At 71.1% G+C, this 15,510-nt stretch carries 9 protein-coding genes and 1 pseudogene; 5 read left to right on the top strand and 5 right to left on the bottom strand.

Annotation, left to right across the window (positions count from 1 at the left end; genetic code table 11):
• Positions 1 to 27 precede the first annotated feature (27 nt).
• On the bottom strand, positions 28 to 1,017 hold the full coding sequence (gene cydB, locus ACY35P_RS07465) for a cytochrome d ubiquinol oxidase subunit II (protein WP_462115225.1): 990 nt from the start codon (positions 1,015 to 1,017) through the stop codon (positions 28 to 30).
• Between the two features lie 23 nt (positions 1,018 to 1,040).
• Complete coding sequence (locus ACY35P_RS07460; RefSeq protein WP_462115205.1) at positions 1,041 to 2,462, bottom strand: cytochrome ubiquinol oxidase subunit I; 1,422 nt, start codon at positions 2,460 to 2,462, stop codon at positions 1,041 to 1,043.
• A 374-nt stretch (positions 2,463 to 2,836) separates the two neighbouring features.
• On the opposite strand from ACY35P_RS07460, the gene ACY35P_RS07455 reads away from it, so the two are divergent.
• The 5 genes from ACY35P_RS07455 to ACY35P_RS07435 all read left to right on the top strand — a co-directional run bounded on the left by ACY35P_RS07455 (position 2,837) and on the right by ACY35P_RS07435 (position 12,847).
• Entirely contained in the window at positions 2,837 to 5,224 is a 2,388-nt protein-coding gene (locus ACY35P_RS07455) for a S9 family peptidase (RefSeq protein WP_462115204.1), read from the top strand.
• 73 nt (positions 5,225 to 5,297) lie between these two features.
• Positions 5,298 to 7,562, top strand: a complete 2,265-nt coding sequence (locus ACY35P_RS07450) for a hypothetical protein (protein WP_462115203.1) — start codon at positions 5,298 to 5,300, stop codon at positions 7,560 to 7,562.
• A gap of 78 nt (positions 7,563 to 7,640) precedes the next feature.
• Complete coding sequence (locus ACY35P_RS07445) at positions 7,641 to 8,828, top strand: BaiN/RdsA family NAD(P)/FAD-dependent oxidoreductase (RefSeq protein ID WP_462115202.1); 1,188 nt, start codon at positions 7,641 to 7,643, stop codon at positions 8,826 to 8,828.
• Positions 8,829 to 8,892: 64 nt separating this feature from the next.
• A complete protein-coding gene (locus ACY35P_RS07440; protein WP_462115201.1) occupies positions 8,893 to 11,667 on the top strand; it encodes a M16 family metallopeptidase in 2,775 nt (924 codons plus the stop codon).
• Positions 11,668 to 11,791: 124 nt separating this feature from the next.
• Positions 11,792 to 12,847, top strand: a complete 1,056-nt coding sequence (locus ACY35P_RS07435) for a diguanylate cyclase domain-containing protein (protein WP_462115200.1) — start codon at positions 11,792 to 11,794, stop codon at positions 12,845 to 12,847.
• Positions 12,848 to 12,851: 4 nt separating this feature from the next.
• Here ACY35P_RS07435 and ubiB read toward each other — a convergent pair whose 3' ends face one another.
• The 3 genes and pseudogenes from ubiB to ACY35P_RS07420 all read right to left on the bottom strand — a co-directional run.
• Positions 12,852 to 14,513, bottom strand: coding sequence for a ubiquinone biosynthesis regulatory protein kinase UbiB (gene ubiB / locus ACY35P_RS07430; protein ID WP_462115199.1), 1,662 nt, complete (start codon positions 14,511 to 14,513; stop codon positions 12,852 to 12,854).
• Complete coding sequence (locus tag ACY35P_RS07425; protein WP_462115198.1) at positions 14,510 to 15,151, bottom strand: ubiquinone biosynthesis accessory factor UbiJ; 642 nt, start codon at positions 15,149 to 15,151, stop codon at positions 14,510 to 14,512. The genes ubiB and ACY35P_RS07425 overlap by 4 nt, the downstream gene beginning before the upstream one ends.
• 174 nt (positions 15,152 to 15,325) lie before the next feature.
• Positions 15,326 to 15,510: pseudogene (locus ACY35P_RS07420) on the bottom strand (3-beta hydroxysteroid dehydrogenase); the annotation flags it as partial.

Raw genomic sequence — 15,510 nt, 5'->3', positions numbered from 1 at the left:
GCCGTACGCGGCCGTCAGTGGACGCGGCTAGTGGTGGTAGCCCGACTCCGCCGCCACCTTGCCGGCGAACACGCGGTAGGACCACCACGTGTAGCCGAGGATCGCCGGCAGCAGCACCGCCATGCCGACCATCACGAACATCTGCGACGACGGCGGCGAAGCCGCGCTCCAGATCGTGAGCGACGGCGGGATGATGTACGGCCAGACCCCCAGCACCAGCCCCGCGAAGCCGAGCACGAAGAAGCTCAGCGTGAGCAGGAAGGGCGTGGCGTCGCGACCGTCGCGCAGGGCGACGCGCCACAGCCAGGCTGCGTTGGCCAGCGCGAGCACCGGCACCGGCGCGAGCCACCAGAAATGCCCGCCGTCGAACCAGCGCGCCATGATCCGCGAGTCGAGAAACGGCAGCCAGGCGCTGACCAGCCCCATGAAGGCGACCACCACCATCACCAGCGGCCGCGCCATGTGCCGCGCGAGGCGCTGCAGCCGGCCCTCGGTCTTGAGGATCAGCCACGTCGAGCCGAGCAGCGCGTAACCGAAGACGACGGCGACGCCGGTCAGCATCGAGAACGGGCTGAACCAGCCGAACGCGCCGCCGACGTACTTGCCGGCCTGCAGCGGCATGCCCTCCACGATCGAGCCGAGGATCACGCCCTGCGCGAACGCGGCGAACGTGGAGCCCAGCCCGAAGGCCGCGCCCCAGAACCGCCGGGCGCGCGTGGCCTTGAAGCGGAACTCGAAGGCAACGCCGCGGAAGATCAGCGCGATCAGCATCAACAGCACGGGCAGGTAGAGCGCCGACAGCATCAGTGCGTACGCCTTGGGAAATGCCGCGAGCAGGCCGGCGCCGCCGAGCACCAGCCAGGTCTCGTTGCCGTCCCAGATCGGCGCCGCGGTGTTCATCATGTGGTCGAGCTCGTCCTCGTCGCGCGCGAACGGCGCGAGGATGCCGAGCCCGAGCACGAAGCCGTCGAGCAGCACGTACATCAGCACGCCGAAGCCGATCACGCCGAACCACATTACCGGCAGCACGGTCGCCGCGCTCACGTGCGGGCCTCGCGGATGTCCTCGTCGCCGAAGTCCGAGCCCACCGACAGCGGGCGCTTCGGGCGTCGCTCGCCCTCCTCCGCATCCGGGCCCGGGTCGTGCGGCACCGGCCCCTTGCGCACGAGCTTGCGGATGTACCAGATGCCCGCGCCGAACACGATCGCGTACACCAGCACGAACGCCGCGATCGACGCGACGACCTCGCCCGTGGTCAGCATCGGGCTCACCGCATGCGCAGTGCGCAGCAGGCCGTAGACCACCCACGGCTGGCGGCCGATCTCGGCGACGTACCAGCCGGTCAGCAGCGCGACGAAGCCGGCGAACGTCATCAGTCGCCAGCCGTTGAGCAGCAGGCGCGACTCGAACAGCCGCCCGCGGCGCAGCTGCCACGCCGATGCGAGCGCGAGGGCCAGCATCGCCATGCCGAGCCCGACCATGATGCGGAAGGAGAAGAACACCGGCGCGACCGGCGGACGCTCGTCGCGCGGCACCGCCTTGAGCGGACGGATCTCGCCCGCCCAGCTGTGCGTCAGGATCAGCGAGCCGATGCGTGGCAGCGCGACCTCGTAGCGGTTGCGCTCACCCTGCGCATCCGGCACCGCGAACAGCACGAGCGGCACGCCGGCGCCCGGCTCGCCGGATTCCCAGTGCGCTTCGATGGCGGCGAGTTTCGTAGGTTGATATTCGCCGACCTCGAGCCCGTGCAGGTCGCCGACGAGGATCTGCGTCGGCACCGTGATCGCCGCGAACAGCACCGCCATACGCATCATCTTCTTCGCGGCCTCGACGTGCTCGCGCCGCCACAGGTAGGCGGCACTCACGCCGCCGATCACGAAGCAGGTGGTGATGAACGCCGCGAGCACCATGTGCGCGAGGCGGTACGGGAACGATGGATTGAAAATGATCTTCGACCAGTCGGCCGGCTCGAAGACACCCGCCGCCGTCAGCGTGTAGCCGTCCGGCGTGTGCATCCAGCTGTTGGCCGAGATGATCCAGAACGTCGACACCAGCGTGCCGAAGGCGACCATGCAGGTGGCGAAGAAGTGCAGCTTTTCCGGCACCTTCTTCGCACCGAACAGCATCACGCCGAGGAACGTCGCTTCGAGGAAGAAGGCCGTCAGCACCTCGTACGTCATCAGCGGGCCGAGGATGTTGCCCGCGCGTTCGCTGAGCACCGCCCAGTTCGTGCCGAACTGGAAACTCATCACGATGCCACTGACCACGCCCATGCCGAAGCTGAGCGCGAAGATGCGCAGCCAGAAGAAGTAGATGTCGCGCCAGACGCTCTCGCGCGTCCGCAGCCACCGCCATTCGCAGAACGCGAGCCAGCTGGCGAGGCCGATGGTGAAGGCGGGAAACATGATGTGGAACGAGATCACGAATCCGAACTGGATCCGTGACAGCAGCAGCGCATCCATCGAGGGCTCTCCCTACGATCCGGTGGTCTTCTATTCGCCTGCGTATTGTGCGCCTGCAACGGCGATCGAACCACCCCGGTGACGCCGTCGAACGCGCACGCGTCATGCGCCGTTGCCGACCGTCGAATGCGGTCTTGTCGTCGATGCGACGACGGTCGCGGATACGGAAAAACGCGGCGTCCGGATGCGCCACGAGCGCCTTCACGGCCGCGGCGGGCGGACGTTTCACCGCGGCCGCGGTTCGTGACGACCGGCCGCTGCACGCGGACGGTGCGGCGACGTGTACCCGATGCGGGCCCGACGATGACGTGCGCCACAGCCGCCGTTCGCCGGCGGCTGCTACGCTCCGCCGACTTCGTTCGACGGACCCACCGATGCGTCGCAGCAGCCTCGTCACCGCCCTGATCCTCGCGGGCCTCGCCCCGCTCGCCGCCGCGCAGACGGCCCCGCGCATCACGCTCGAACAGGCCATGGCCGATCCCGACTGGATCGGCAATGCCGTGGAGCAGGCCTGGTGGTCGTGGGACGGGCAGTCCGCGTACTACACGCAGAAGCGCACCGGCGCGACCGTGCGCGACACGTTCCGGCAGCCGATCGCCGGCGGCACCGCGGCGAAGGTCGACGGCGCCGAACGCGCCGGCATCGACGGCGCCGATGCGGTGGTCGACGCCAGCGGCAGCCGCATGGCGTTCGCGCGCAACGGCGACATCTTCGTGCGCGACCTCAAGACCGGCGCCCTGCTGCAGGTCACCCGCACCGATGCACAGGAATCGCGCCCGCAGTGGGGGCCGCAGGGCCAACTCGTCTTCCGCGCCGGCAACGACTGGTTCGCGTGGCGCGCAGGCAGCGGCATGGCGCAGGCCTCCGCGCTGAAGACCAGCGACGATCCGGACAAGGCGAAGAAGGACGACGACCTGCGCGCGCGCCAGCTGCGCCTGATCGACACGCTGCGCACCGACCGCGAGAAGCGTGACGCCGCGAAGGCGCAGGACAAGGCCTGGCGCGCCGCCGACCCGACCGCCGCGCCGCCGCCCGCCTACCTCGGCAAGGACGTGGAGCTGGTCGACAGCGCGCTCTCGCCCGACGGCCGCTGGCTGCTGGCGGTGACGTATCCGAAGGGCGCGGATCTCGGCACGCAGGGCAAGATGCCGAAGTACGTCACCGAGTCCGGCTACGAGGAATTCGAGGAGGTGCGCACGCGCGTCGGCCGCAATGCGCCCGCGCCGCATTCGCTGTGGCTGGTCGAGGTCGCCACCGGCGCGGTCACGCCGCTGAAGTTCGACGACCTGCCGGGCATCAAGGTCGATCCGCTCGCGGACCTTCGGAAGAAGGCCGGCAAGAAGCCGCTCGAGGGCGCGCGCGAGGCCCGCATCGAGACCGACGGCGACGGCAGCGGCCCCGCGATCCACTGGAGCGCCGACGGCCGCGACGCCGCCGTGCTGGTGCGTGCGACCGACAACAAGGACCGCTGGATCGCACAGGTCGACACCGCCGCGAAGAAGCTCGTTGCGCGCGACCGCCTCACCGATCCCGCGTGGATCAACTGGAACTTCAACGACTTCGGCTGGCTGCCCGGCGCGAACGGTCGCAACCGGCTGTGGTTCCTGTCCGAAAAGAGCGGCTACTCGCATCTCTACGTCAGCGATGCGGCGGGTACCGCGCGCGCGGTCACCTCCGGCAACTGGGAAGTGTCGTCGCCGATGCCGACGCGCGACGGGCGCCGCTTCTTCTTCCAGTGCAATCGCGACTGGCCGGGCGACTACGAGGTCTGCGCGACCGACGTGGACGGCGGCGGCGTGCGCGAGGTCACCGCGCTCGACGGTGTCGAGGGCTTCGTGCTGTCGCCCGACGAGTCGAAGCTGCTCGTGCGCCATTCCGACAACTACGTGCCCGCGCAGCTCGCGGTCGTCGCGGCCGCCGGTGGCGACGTGCGCGAACTCACCGACACCCGCAGCGCGCAGTTCAAGGCGATCGACTGGACCCAGCCCGAGTACGTGAAGGTGCCGAGCAAGCACGGCGCGGGCACGGTCTGGGGCAAGTTCTACGGCCCGAAGAACGTCGACCCGTCGAAGACGTATCCGATCGTGATGTTCGTGCACGGCGCCGGTTACCTGCAGAACGTGCACGACCGCTACCCGACGTACTTCCGCGAGCAGATGTTCAACAACCTGCTCGTCGACGCCGGTTACGTGGTGCTCGACCTCGACTACCGCGCCTCCAGCGGCTACGGCCGCGACTGGCGCACGGCGATCTACCGGCAGATGGGCGTGCCGGAGCTGCAGGATTACGTCGACGGCCTGGACTGGGCGGTGGCGAACCGGCATGCCGACCGCGACCGCGCGGGCATCTACGGCGGCAGCTACGGCGGCTTCATGTCGCTGATCGCGCTGTTCAAGAGCCCGGGCACCTTCAAGGCCGGCGCCGCGCTGCGCCCGGTGACCGACTGGTCGCAGTACAACCACGAGTACACCAGCAACATCCTCAACACGCCCGAGCTCGATCCGGACGCCTACAAGCTCAGCTCGCCGATCGAATACGCGGCCGGCCTGCAGGACCACCTGCTGATCGCGCACGGCATGATCGACGACAACGTCTTCTTCAAGGACTCGGTGATGCTCACGCAGAAGCTCATCGAACTGCGCAAGGACAAGTGGTCGATCGCGCCGTATCCGCTGGAGCGTCACGGGTTCACCCACCCGGATGCCTGGTACGACGAGTACCGCCGCATCCGCGAGCTGTTCCAGGGCGCGCTGGGCCGCTGATTCACGACGCCTGCGGGAGTAGGCTCGATCCGCGCGCATCCGAGCGCGCGGACGAGCCCGCAGGAGCGCCGCCATGTCCTACCCCACGCCTCGAACCGCCGCCACGCTCGCCGTGGCGATCGCCGTCGCCCTCGGCGCCGCGCCTCCTGCCCGCGCGCAGGTCTTCACGACGATCCCGGGCATCCCGGGGTACGGCACCACGCTGCCCGGCAGCGGTCCGGCCAGTCCGCAGGTCGGCGACATGCGCGGCAACACGCGCGTGCTCGCCACGGCACTGTCGGCGGACGGCTCGACCGTCGCCGGCACGCATCAGTTCTACGAGGAGCAGTACCGCTATTACCGCGGCTGCACCCTGCTCTGCTACGGCTGGCTGGGCTGGGGCGGCGGCAGCCAGGCCTTCGTCTCGACAGGCGGCGTCACCGTCGGGCTCGGCTATCCGGCCAATGCCACCGGCGTGCCGCTCAACCCGACGGGCATCTACGATCGCCCCGGCTTCGGCACGCGCGAGAGCATCGCCACGGGCATCAGCGCCGATGGCCGCACGGTCGTGGGTTACGGGCAGACGGCCTGCGTCGGCGCCTGCGGCTTCCCGCCCGAACCGTCGTCGGCGTTCATCTGGACGGCGGCACTGGGCCTTCGCGCGATCCCCGGCCTGGCCTGGTCTTCGGACGGCCCCGCCCTTCCGCAGTCCACCCGCGCACTGGGGGTGTCCGGCGACGGCGGCACCGTCGTGGGATCGAGTGCCTTCGGCTTCCTGGCGCCGGCCGCGTTCGTGTGGACGGCGTCCTCCGGCACGCGACCCTTGGTCGGCCTCGGCGAGGGCCCGTCGCGGGCGCTCGCGGCGTCCTACAACGGCAGCTGGGTCGTCGGCGAGTCGACCCTGTCCAGCGGGGGAAGCGGGGTCACCCGCGCGACGCTGTGGGGGCCGGACGGACGCGCGGTGGACCTCGGCAGCGTGGGCGGCAGCCCCTTCAGTTTCGGCACCGACATCTCCTTCGACGGCAACGTCGCAGTCGGCTACGGCTTCGCCGACGGTAGCGCGCTGGCGTTCCGCTGGACGCGCACCGGCGGCATCGCCGCGCTGGGAACGCTGGCGGGACAGGGCGCGTCGCGCGCGACGGCGGTCTCCGGCGACGGAAACGTCGTGGTCGGCGACAGCGGCTTCACCGCGGGCGGCCTCCCCGCGGGCAATCCGTTCCGCTGGACCGCGACCACGGGAATGCAGTCGATCGCGGCGTGGCTGGCCGGCGGCGGCGTCGGCCTGCCGCCCGGCGTGGTGCTGTGGTCGGCGACCGACACCAACTACAACGGGAACGTGGTGATCGGCACATACCGCCGCACCGACGTGCCGGCCGACCTGCCCAGCGAGTTCTCCTACCTGGCGCGAATCGCCAGCGCGGGCAACGGCTTCATCGGCGATCTCGACGGCTTTCGCGGCGGGGTGGTGGCCTCGGGCCTGCTGACGCTGGACTCGGGGGCGCTGCTGGCGACCGGCGCCGTCGCCACCGCCCGCCGCCCCGGTGGCTGGAACGCGACGCGGACGACGGACTCGCGCGGCTGCGGCTGGGTTTCGGCGTCGCGCGTGCGCTATCGCGACGACGGCCCCGACCTCGACGCCCGGGAACTCGGCGGCTGCGTCGATGCGGGCCCGGTTCGGCTCGCGCTCGGCACCGGTCGCGTGGACACCGCGCGCTCCGGTCCGTCGGGGCGCAGCGACCTCGAGGGCCGCTACACGCTCGCCGGCATCGCGGTCCCTCTCGGCCGGCTCGACGCGAGCCTGACCGGCTACCGCGGCCGCTTCGATGGCGTGGTGGAGCGCCGCTATGCGAACGGCGCGGGCACCGACGTGTCCACCGCGCGCCCGGACGGTCGCTTCGACGCCGCGGTCGCGCGCCTGGACTGGACGGATGCGCTGCGCCGCGGCCGGCTCGGCCTCTCGCCGTACCTCACCCACGCCTGGTCGCGCACGCGCACCGACTCCTACGTCGAAACGGGCGGCGGCTTCCCCGTCGCGTACGGCGCCTCGTCCGCGCACGTCCGCGAACTCGCAGCCGGCGCGATCGCCGAGCTGCAGGTCTCATCCGCGTTCTCGGTGGGGACCGGCGTCGAGGTCGCGCGGCGGCGACTGGACACGGGCGACGGCATCGCCGCACGCGTCGTGGACCTGCTCGACGTCTCGATGCCGGGCATGCGCGCCGACGCCTCCACGTCGCATGCGCTGCTGCGCATGAAATACGCGCTCGGGCGGTCGCTCGACCTGCAGGCCGACGCCCGCGCGGGGCTCGACCGCGATGCGCGCGACGTCGAGGCGGGCCTCCAGCTCCGCGCGACGTTCTGACCCGAGCACGCCGTCGCGCGTTCATCGCGTGGCGGCGATACTGCGCGGCCCGCGTTCCGCGCGCTGCCTGCCGAGCCCATGCAAGACGTCGACGTCCTCGTGATCGGTGGTGGCGCCGCCGGCCTGATGACCGCGTTCACCGCCGGTCGCCGCGGTCTGCGCGTGGTGGTGGTCGAGCATGCGAACCGCGTCGGCAAGAAGATCCTGATGTCGGGCGGCGGGCGCTGCAATTTCACCAATACCGGCACCACACCGGCGAACTACCTGTCGGGCAATCCGCACTTCGCCAAGTCGGCGCTGGCGCGCTACACGCCGTGGCACTTCATCGAGATGGTCGAGCGCCACGGCATCGCCTACCACGAGAAGGAACTCGGGCAGCTCTTCTGCGACGAGTCGTCCAAGCTCATCGTGAAGATGCTGGTCGACGAATGCGATGCGGCCGGCGTGCGCATCCTCACCGGCTGCAGCGTCGAGCAGGTCGATGCGATCGGTGAGCGCGACTTCCAGGCACGCACTACCGCGGGCCCGTTCCGCGCCCGCGCGCTGGCGGTGGCCACCGGTGGGCTCTCGATTCCGAGCATGGGCGCGAGCGGTTTCGGCTACGAGTTGGCACGGACGTTCGGACACACCGTGCTGCCGACGCGGGCCGGCCTCGTGCCGCTCACCCTGAGCGGCACCCACCAGCAGCGCTTCGAAGGCCTGAGCGGCGTGGCCTTCCCGGTGACCGTCGATGCGAACGGTGCGAGCTTCAGCAACCAGATGCTGATCACCCATCGCGGCCTGAGCGGGCCGTCGATCCTGCAGATCTCGTCGTACTGGCAACCCGGCGATGCGCTCACGCTCGACCTGCTGCCCGGTCGCGATGCACTCGACGTACTGACCGCGCAGCGGGCGGCGCGCCCCGCGGCGATGCTGCACACCGTGTTGTCCGACCTGCTGCCCAAGCGCTTCGCGCAGCGCCTCTGCGAAGCATGGTTGCCCGACCGTCCGATGAAGCAGATCGACCCGCCGCAGCTGCGCGAGGCCGCGGCGCTGCTGCAGCGTTTCCCCGTCGTGGCGAGCGGCACCGAGGGCTATCGCACCGCGGAGGTCACGCTCGGCGGCGTGGACACGCACGAGCTCTCGTCGAGCACCATGGAATCGCGGCGCGTGCCGGGGCTGTACTTCGTCGGCGAGGTGGTCGACGTCACCGGCTGGCTCGGCGGCTACAACTTCCAGTGGGCGTGGGCGGCGGGCGATGCCTGCGGCAAGGCGGTCTGCGCCTGACGCGGGAGCGCGGGCACAATGGGCGCCCGGCCGGGGAGGCCGGTGCCCCATTCCAGGACTCGACATGCCACGGACCCGACTGCTTCCGCTCGCGCTCGCCTGCGCGATCGCCCTCGTTCCCGCCTTCGCCGCGCCGCTCGCGCCGGCCGCATTGCCCAAGGGCACGACCGCGGGCCCCTGCCTGGAAGGCATCTGCGAATACCGGCTGGCGAACGGCCTGCGCGTGCTGCTGTTCCCGGATGCGAGCCGCCCGACCGTCACGGTGAACATCACCTACGGCGTCGGCTCGGTGCACGAGAACTACGGCGAGACCGGCATGGCGCACCTGCTCGAGCACCTGATGTTCAAGGGCACGCCCAAGCATGCGGACATTCCCGTCGAGATGAAGAAGCGTGGCGTCTCCTACAACGCCACCACGTCGCTCGACCGCACGAACTACTTCGGCGTCTTCCCGGCCGACGAGGCGAAGCTCGACTGGATGCTCGGGCTGGAAGCGGATCGCATGGTGAACTCCGCCATTGCGAAGAAGGATCTCGACTCCGAGATGACCGTCGTGCGCAATGAGCTCGAGCGCAACGACAACAGCCCGGGCAGCGCGCTGGGCGAGCGCCTGCGCGCCACCGCCTACCAGTGGCACAACTACGGCAACACCACGATCGGCGCGCGCAGCGACGTCGAGAACGTGCCGATCGAGCGCCTGCAGGCGTTCTACCGCACGTGGTACCGACCCGACAACGCGACGCTCGTCGTCGCCGGCCGCATCGACCCGGCGCGCACCTTGGCCTCCGTCGCCCGGGCGTTCGGCCCGATCGCGCGGCCCCGCGCGGCGCTGCCCGTCGCCTACACCATCGAGCCGACGCAGGACGGCGAACGCGAGGTCACCGTGCGCCGTCGCGGCGACGTGCGCCTCGCGCTGGCCGCCTACCACGTGCCGGGCGCGACGCATGCCGACACCGCGCCGCTCGCCGTGCTGCTCGACGTGCTCGGCGACACGCCGACCGGCCGCCTGCACAAGGCGCTGGTGGAGACCAAGCTCGCGGCCGGTGCAGGCGCGGGCGCCGACGGCCTGCGCGAGCCGGGCCTAGCGACGTTCTACGTGAGCGCGCCGAAGGACGCGGACGCGCCGCGCATCGAGGCGGAACTCCTGCGCCTGGTGGAAAAGGATGTTTCGGCGCGGCCGGTCACCACCGAGGAGGTGGAGCGCTCCAAGCAACGCTTCGCCAATGCCTTCGAACGCAGCCTCACCGACGTCAACGCGGTGGCAATGGGCCTCACCGGCGCGGTGGCGGACGGCGACTGGCGCCTGTTCTTCCTGCAGCGCGACCTCGTCGCCAAGGTCACCGCGGACGACGTCAACCGCGTGGCCCGCGCGTACTTCAAGCCGAGCAACCGCACGCTCGGCCGTTTCGTGCCGGACGATGCGCCGGATCGGGTCGAGATCGTCGCCGCGCCGAGCGCGGCGAGCGTACTCGCGGGCTACACCGGCCGGGCGGCGGTCGCGCAGGGCGAAGCCTTCGAGGCGACGCCGGAGAACATCCAGTCGCGCGCGCAGTTCTTCACGATCGGGGACGGGCTGAAGGTGGCGCTGCTGCCGAAGGACACGCGCGGCGACACGGTGGTGGTGAACGCCAGCTTCCGCTTCGCCGACGTCGAGACCGCGGGCACCAGCCCCGCGCCCGCCGGCTCGGTGGCGGGCGCGCTGCTGATGCGCGGCAGCCGGAGCCTGAACCGCGAGCAGATCGCGCAGCGCTTCGAGGCCCTGCGCACCGCGGGCAGCGTGAGCGGTGGCCTGCAGGGCGCGAGCATCGCGCTCGACGGCAAGCGCGAGACGATCGCCGAGGCGCTGGCCCTGGCGGCCGACATCCTGCGCAACCCCGCCTTCCCGGAAGCCGAATTCGAGCAACTGCGCCTGCAGGCCATCACCGGCATGGAGGCCGGGCGGAAGGAGCCGGGCGCGCTCGCGGGCGATGCGCTCGCCACGCACTTCGATCCGTGGCCGGTGGGCCATCCGTTCCATCACAAGACCGTCGACGAGTCGCTCGCGAACATGCGCGCGCTCAAGCTCGAGGACGTGCGGCGGTTCCACCAGCGCTTCTACGGCACGTCCGAGGGCGAGATCAGCGTGGTCGGCGATTTCGATGCCGCGGCGATGCGCGCACAGCTCGAAATGCTGTTCGCCGGCTGGAAGGCGCCGGTGAAGTACGCGCCCGTCCCGACGCACTTCACCGAAGTGGCGCCGGAGCGCCGGCAGATCGAAGCGCCGGACAAGTCGAACGCGGTGGTCGTCGCGCGCCACAACCTGTCGCTGAACGAGGCCGATGCGGATTACGCCCCCCTCGTGGTCGCGAACTACATCCTCGGCGGCGGCAGCATGGGCTCGCGCCTGGGCGACCGCATCCGCGGCAAGGAAGGCCTCAGCTACGGCGTGGGCAGCAGCCTGTCCGCCGATGCGAGCCCGACCGGCCGCGACGATGCCGGCAGCCTCGGCATCCAGGCGATCGCCGCACCGCAGAACGCGGCAAAGGTCGAGCAGGCGATGCGCGAGGAGTTCGCGCGCCTCTTGCACGACGGCGTGACCGAGCAGGAACTGCGCGATGCGGTTGCCGGGCTGCTCACGCAGCGCCGCCAGTCGCGCGCGTCCGACGGCAGCATCGCCGGCACCCTCGGCCGCAACCTCTACCTCGGCCGCACGATGGCGTTCCAGTCGGCGCTCGACGCGCGCTTCGCCGCGCTGACGGTGGCCGACGTGAACGCCGCGATCCGCCGCCATTTCGACCCGTCGAAGCTGAGCGTTTACCTCGCCGGGGATTTCGCGAAGGCGGCGGCCGCGGCGAAGTGAAGTCGGGACCGTCACGTCGCCACGGCAGGCATCGACGGTCCAAACGCGACCGGAGTTGAACGCCGACCGCGCCTGCGCGCCGGATTGACGCGGCGGCCGGCGCGTTCGTCTACGCTGGGAATGCATGAGCGACACGAACCGTCCCGACGATGCCCTCCGCCACGAGCGCGACCGCCTGCTCGAGCTGGTGATCGCGCTGGGCGACCTCAGCGCGCGTGACGACGGCACCGACCGCCTGATGCAGGCCGTCGTGGAAACCGTGCAGCGCCTCACGCGCTGCGTCGGCGCCGTCCTCGAAGTCGCCGACGACGACGAGATGGTCTATCGCGCCGCATCCGGCGTCGTGGCCGGGCATGTGGGCCTGCGACTCGACCGCGCCACGAGCCTCTCGGGCCTGTGCGTCGCCGAACGCCGCGTACTCCAGGCGGTGGACACCGAGACCGATCCGCGCGTGAACCGCGCGGCCTGCCGCGCGATCGGGGCGCGCTCGATGCTGGTCGCGCCGCTCCTGCACGGCGGCCAGGCCACCGGCGCGCTCAAGGCGGTGGCCGCCGAGCCGGCGGCATTCGACGCCATCGACGTGCATGCGCTGCAACTCGCCGCGCAGTTCATCGCCGGGGTGCTCGCGCGCCAGATGGCCACGGACGCGCACGAACGGCTCGCCCAGGTGATGGCGCAGCGCGCGCTGCAGGACGAGCTCACCGGACTTCCGAACCGCGCCGCGTGGACCGCGGAGCTGGAGCGCGCGTTGGGCCGTGCACAACGCGCCGGCCAGCCGGTGGCGGTGATGTTCCTCGACCTCGACCGCTTCAAGCACATCAACGACACCTGTGGCCACGCCGCGGGCGACGCGGTGCTGCGGGAATTCGCCCACCGCCTCCGCGCGACGCTGCGCCGCAGCGACTTCGTCGCGCGCCTGGCCGGCGACGAGTTCGTGGTGCTGCTCGACCGCGTGACCGATCTGGAAGGCGATCCCCCGCGGGTCGCCCGGAAGATCATCGCGGCGATGCAGGCGCCGCTCGAATTCGGCGATCGCAAGCTCAGCATGACAACCAGCATCGGCATCGCCGCGCAGCGCGGCCCGGCCCTCGACGCGTCCGAACTGATGCACTGCGCCGACGAGGCCATGTACGCCGCCAAGCGCGACGGCCGCGGCGGAATCCGTATCGGGTACTGCTGAGGCGTCAGCGCCTCGGCCACCCCGCGCGCAGTGCCCACAGGCCCGCGAGGCCCGCGATCCATGCCGCGGCCGGCACCGACCACAGCTTCGGGCCCCCGGCGTCGAGCGCATACAGCAGCGCCGCCACGATCATCAGGCCGGTGCCGAGAATCGCGGCCACGGTGCGGCGCTGCATGCGGCGCACCTCGTCCACCAGCGAGGTGAGTTCCGCCGAACGCAGCTGCAGTTCGTGACGACCCTCCACCTGCTGCTTGAGCCACGTATGCAGCAGGCGCGGCATCTCGGGCGCATGCGTCACGAGCTCGGGCAGGCGCTGGCGGAACTCCCGCGCGAGGCGCCTCGGGCTGTAGCGCTGGCGCAGGATCTTCTCCAGCACCGGCTTGGCCACGCCCCAGATGTCGATGCGCGGATCGAGCAGGCGGCCCACGCCCTCGATGTTCAGCAGCGTCTTCTGCAACAGGATCAGCTGCGGCTGCAGAGTCAGCTCGTACTTCTGCGCAGTCCGGAACAGCTTCACCATGACTTCGGCGAGCGGCACTTCCGACAGCGGCCGGGTGAAGTACGGCTCGCAGACCGCCCGCGCGGCCGCTTCCAGTTCGTCGATGCGTGTGTGCGCGGGCATCCAGCCGGCATCGACGTGCAGTTCGGCGATGCGCCGGTAATCGCGATTGAAGATCGCCATGAAGTTCTCCGCGAGCCAGTACTGGTCCTCGCTGGAGAGCTGTCCCATGATCCCGAAATCGAGCGCGATGAAGCGCGGATTCGCGCGACGCGCCGGATCGCTGTCGACCCAGATGTTGCCGGCATGCGCATCGGCATGGAAGAAGTTGTCGCGGAACACCTGCGTGTAGAACAGGCGCACGCCCTTCTCGGCGAGCGCGCCACGGTCGATGCCCGCGGCGTCGAGCGCCTCGATGTCGTCCGAGGGAATGCCGTAGACGCGCTCGAGCGTGAGCACGCGGTCGCCGCTGTGCGACCAGATCACCTCGGGCACGTAGAGATCGTCGCTGCCTTCCCAGAAGCGGCGCAGCACGCTCGCGTTGCCGCCCTCGCGCTGCAGGTCGAGTTCGGCGTCGAGCGTGTGCTCGATCTCGTCGACCACCGCGTGCGGGCGGATCATCGAAGCGCGCGGATGCGTCCGCTCGACCACGCCCGCGAGCGCGCGCAGCAGCGCAATGTCCTGCGTGATCTGCCGGCGGATGCCCGGCCGCAGTACCTTGACCACCACCTCGCGACCGCTGCCCGGCAGCGTCGCCGGATGCACCTGGGCGATCGAGGCGGATGCGAGCGGCGTGGTGTCGAAGCTCGCGAACGCCTCGGTGACCGGCAGGCCCAGTGCCTGCTCGACGATGCCGCGCGCGATTTCGCCGTCGAACGGCTGCACGCGGTCCTGCAACAGGGCGAGTTCGTCGGCGATGTCGGCCGGCACCAGATCGCGGCGCGTCGACAGGATCTGCCCGAACTTCACGAAGATCGGGCCGAGCTCCTGCAGCGCCATGCGCAGGCGCGCGCCGCGGCCGAGCCGGGCGACCTCGGCGGAGGCGCGCGGCACGAAGGGTCGGGCCAGGCGCAGCCATCGCTCGGCCGGCGTGCCGTCGAGAAGCGCATCGAGGCGGTAGCGCAGCAGCACGCGGCCGATGCGCCAGGCGCGCAGCACCGGCGTCATCGCGCCGCCCGGCCGCGCAGGCGCTCGACGCGCGCGGCCATGCGCTCCACGTCGTCGCGCAGCGTGTCCACGTCGTCGACGAAGGCGCCGAGTTCGTCGCGACCGACCACGTCGCGCGATTCGTGTTGCACGAAGTCGGCGGCATTGGTGGCCGCGACGCCGGCGGCCGTGCGCGCGCCACGCAGCGCCCCGGCGAACACGTGGGCGACCTGCACGCCCGCGACGTCGCCGAAGGCCGCGACGAAGGGACGCTGCCAGTCGGGATCGAAGCGCTCGGCGAGGCGCTGCAGGCGACGCGCGAGGTCGGCATCGCCCTCGATGCGCAGGCTGCCGATCGACGGTGCATCGTCGCGGCGCATGAAAGGCAGTTGCGCGATGAGGCCGCCGATCGTGGCACGCACCGAGAGGTCGGGCTCGGCGCCCTCGGCCGGCCCGACGCGCAGGCGGTCGCCCTCGACGCTCACCTGCAGCGCGAGCGGGGGCGTCGCCAGGCGCAGCACCAGTCGACGACCGTCGAGCGCACGCAGTCCGTCACGAGTATCCGGGTCGAGCGCCAGGGCGCGGTTGAGCGCGGCCTCGAGCGCGCGCCCGGCGAGCGGCTTCAGCGTGTCGAGCGGCGTGCGGCGTGCGTCGTCCATCGGCGCATTGTAGGGGTGCCACCCCCGCCGGGCGTTACGGACCGTGTGGACGCCCGAAGCGGCGGACCGGTTCCCAGACCGCACCGGCGGAGAAGACTTGCGTACGGCGTGACGCGCCGACCGCCCGTGGATCGAGCGTGTTTACTTACGCGTGGCCGCCGCAACCGCGGGTACTCAGCCGGGCTGCCAGGCCTCGCGCAGCCGGCCCAGGCCCTGCTCGAACGACACCGCCGGCGTCCAGCCGAAGTCACGCGCGCAAGGCGCCATCGAATACCAGTGGGTCGTGACGAGCTGCTCGGCGAGGAAGCGCGTCATGGGCGGTTCGCCGCGCAGCGGCAGCAGGTTCCACGCCGCCTCGC

The sequence above is a fragment of the Lysobacter xanthus genome, from assembly GCF_047159895.1.
Note: the sequence above shows the minus strand (reverse complement) of the source record. Positions and strands in the feature narration are given on the sequence as shown.

What these genes read in the sequence shown, in the direction of transcription:
- ACY35P_RS07450 (WP_462115203.1), top strand. Translation starts at nt 5,298, where the DNA reads ATGTCCTACCCCACGCCTCGAACCGCCGCCACGCTCGCCGTGGCGATC.
- ubiB (WP_462115199.1), bottom strand. Translation starts at nt 14,513, where the DNA reads ATGACGCCGGTGCTGCGCGCCTGGCGCATCGGCCGCGTGCTGCTGCGC.
- cydB (WP_462115225.1), bottom strand. Translation starts at nt 1,017, where the DNA reads ATGTGGTTCGGCGTGATCGGCTTCGGCGTGCTGATGTACGTGCTGCTC.
- ACY35P_RS07435 (WP_462115200.1), top strand. Translation starts at nt 11,792, where the DNA reads ATGAGCGACACGAACCGTCCCGACGATGCCCTCCGCCACGAGCGCGAC.
- ACY35P_RS07455 (WP_462115204.1), top strand. Translation starts at nt 2,837, where the DNA reads ATGCGTCGCAGCAGCCTCGTCACCGCCCTGATCCTCGCGGGCCTCGCC.
- ACY35P_RS07425 (WP_462115198.1), bottom strand. Translation starts at nt 15,151, where the DNA reads ATGGACGACGCACGCCGCACGCCGCTCGACACGCTGAAGCCGCTCGCC.
- ACY35P_RS07440 (WP_462115201.1), top strand. Translation starts at nt 8,893, where the DNA reads ATGCCACGGACCCGACTGCTTCCGCTCGCGCTCGCCTGCGCGATCGCC.
- ACY35P_RS07445 (WP_462115202.1), top strand. Translation starts at nt 7,641, where the DNA reads ATGCAAGACGTCGACGTCCTCGTGATCGGTGGTGGCGCCGCCGGCCTG.
- ACY35P_RS07460 (WP_462115205.1), bottom strand. Translation starts at nt 2,462, where the DNA reads ATGGATGCGCTGCTGCTGTCACGGATCCAGTTCGGATTCGTGATCTCG.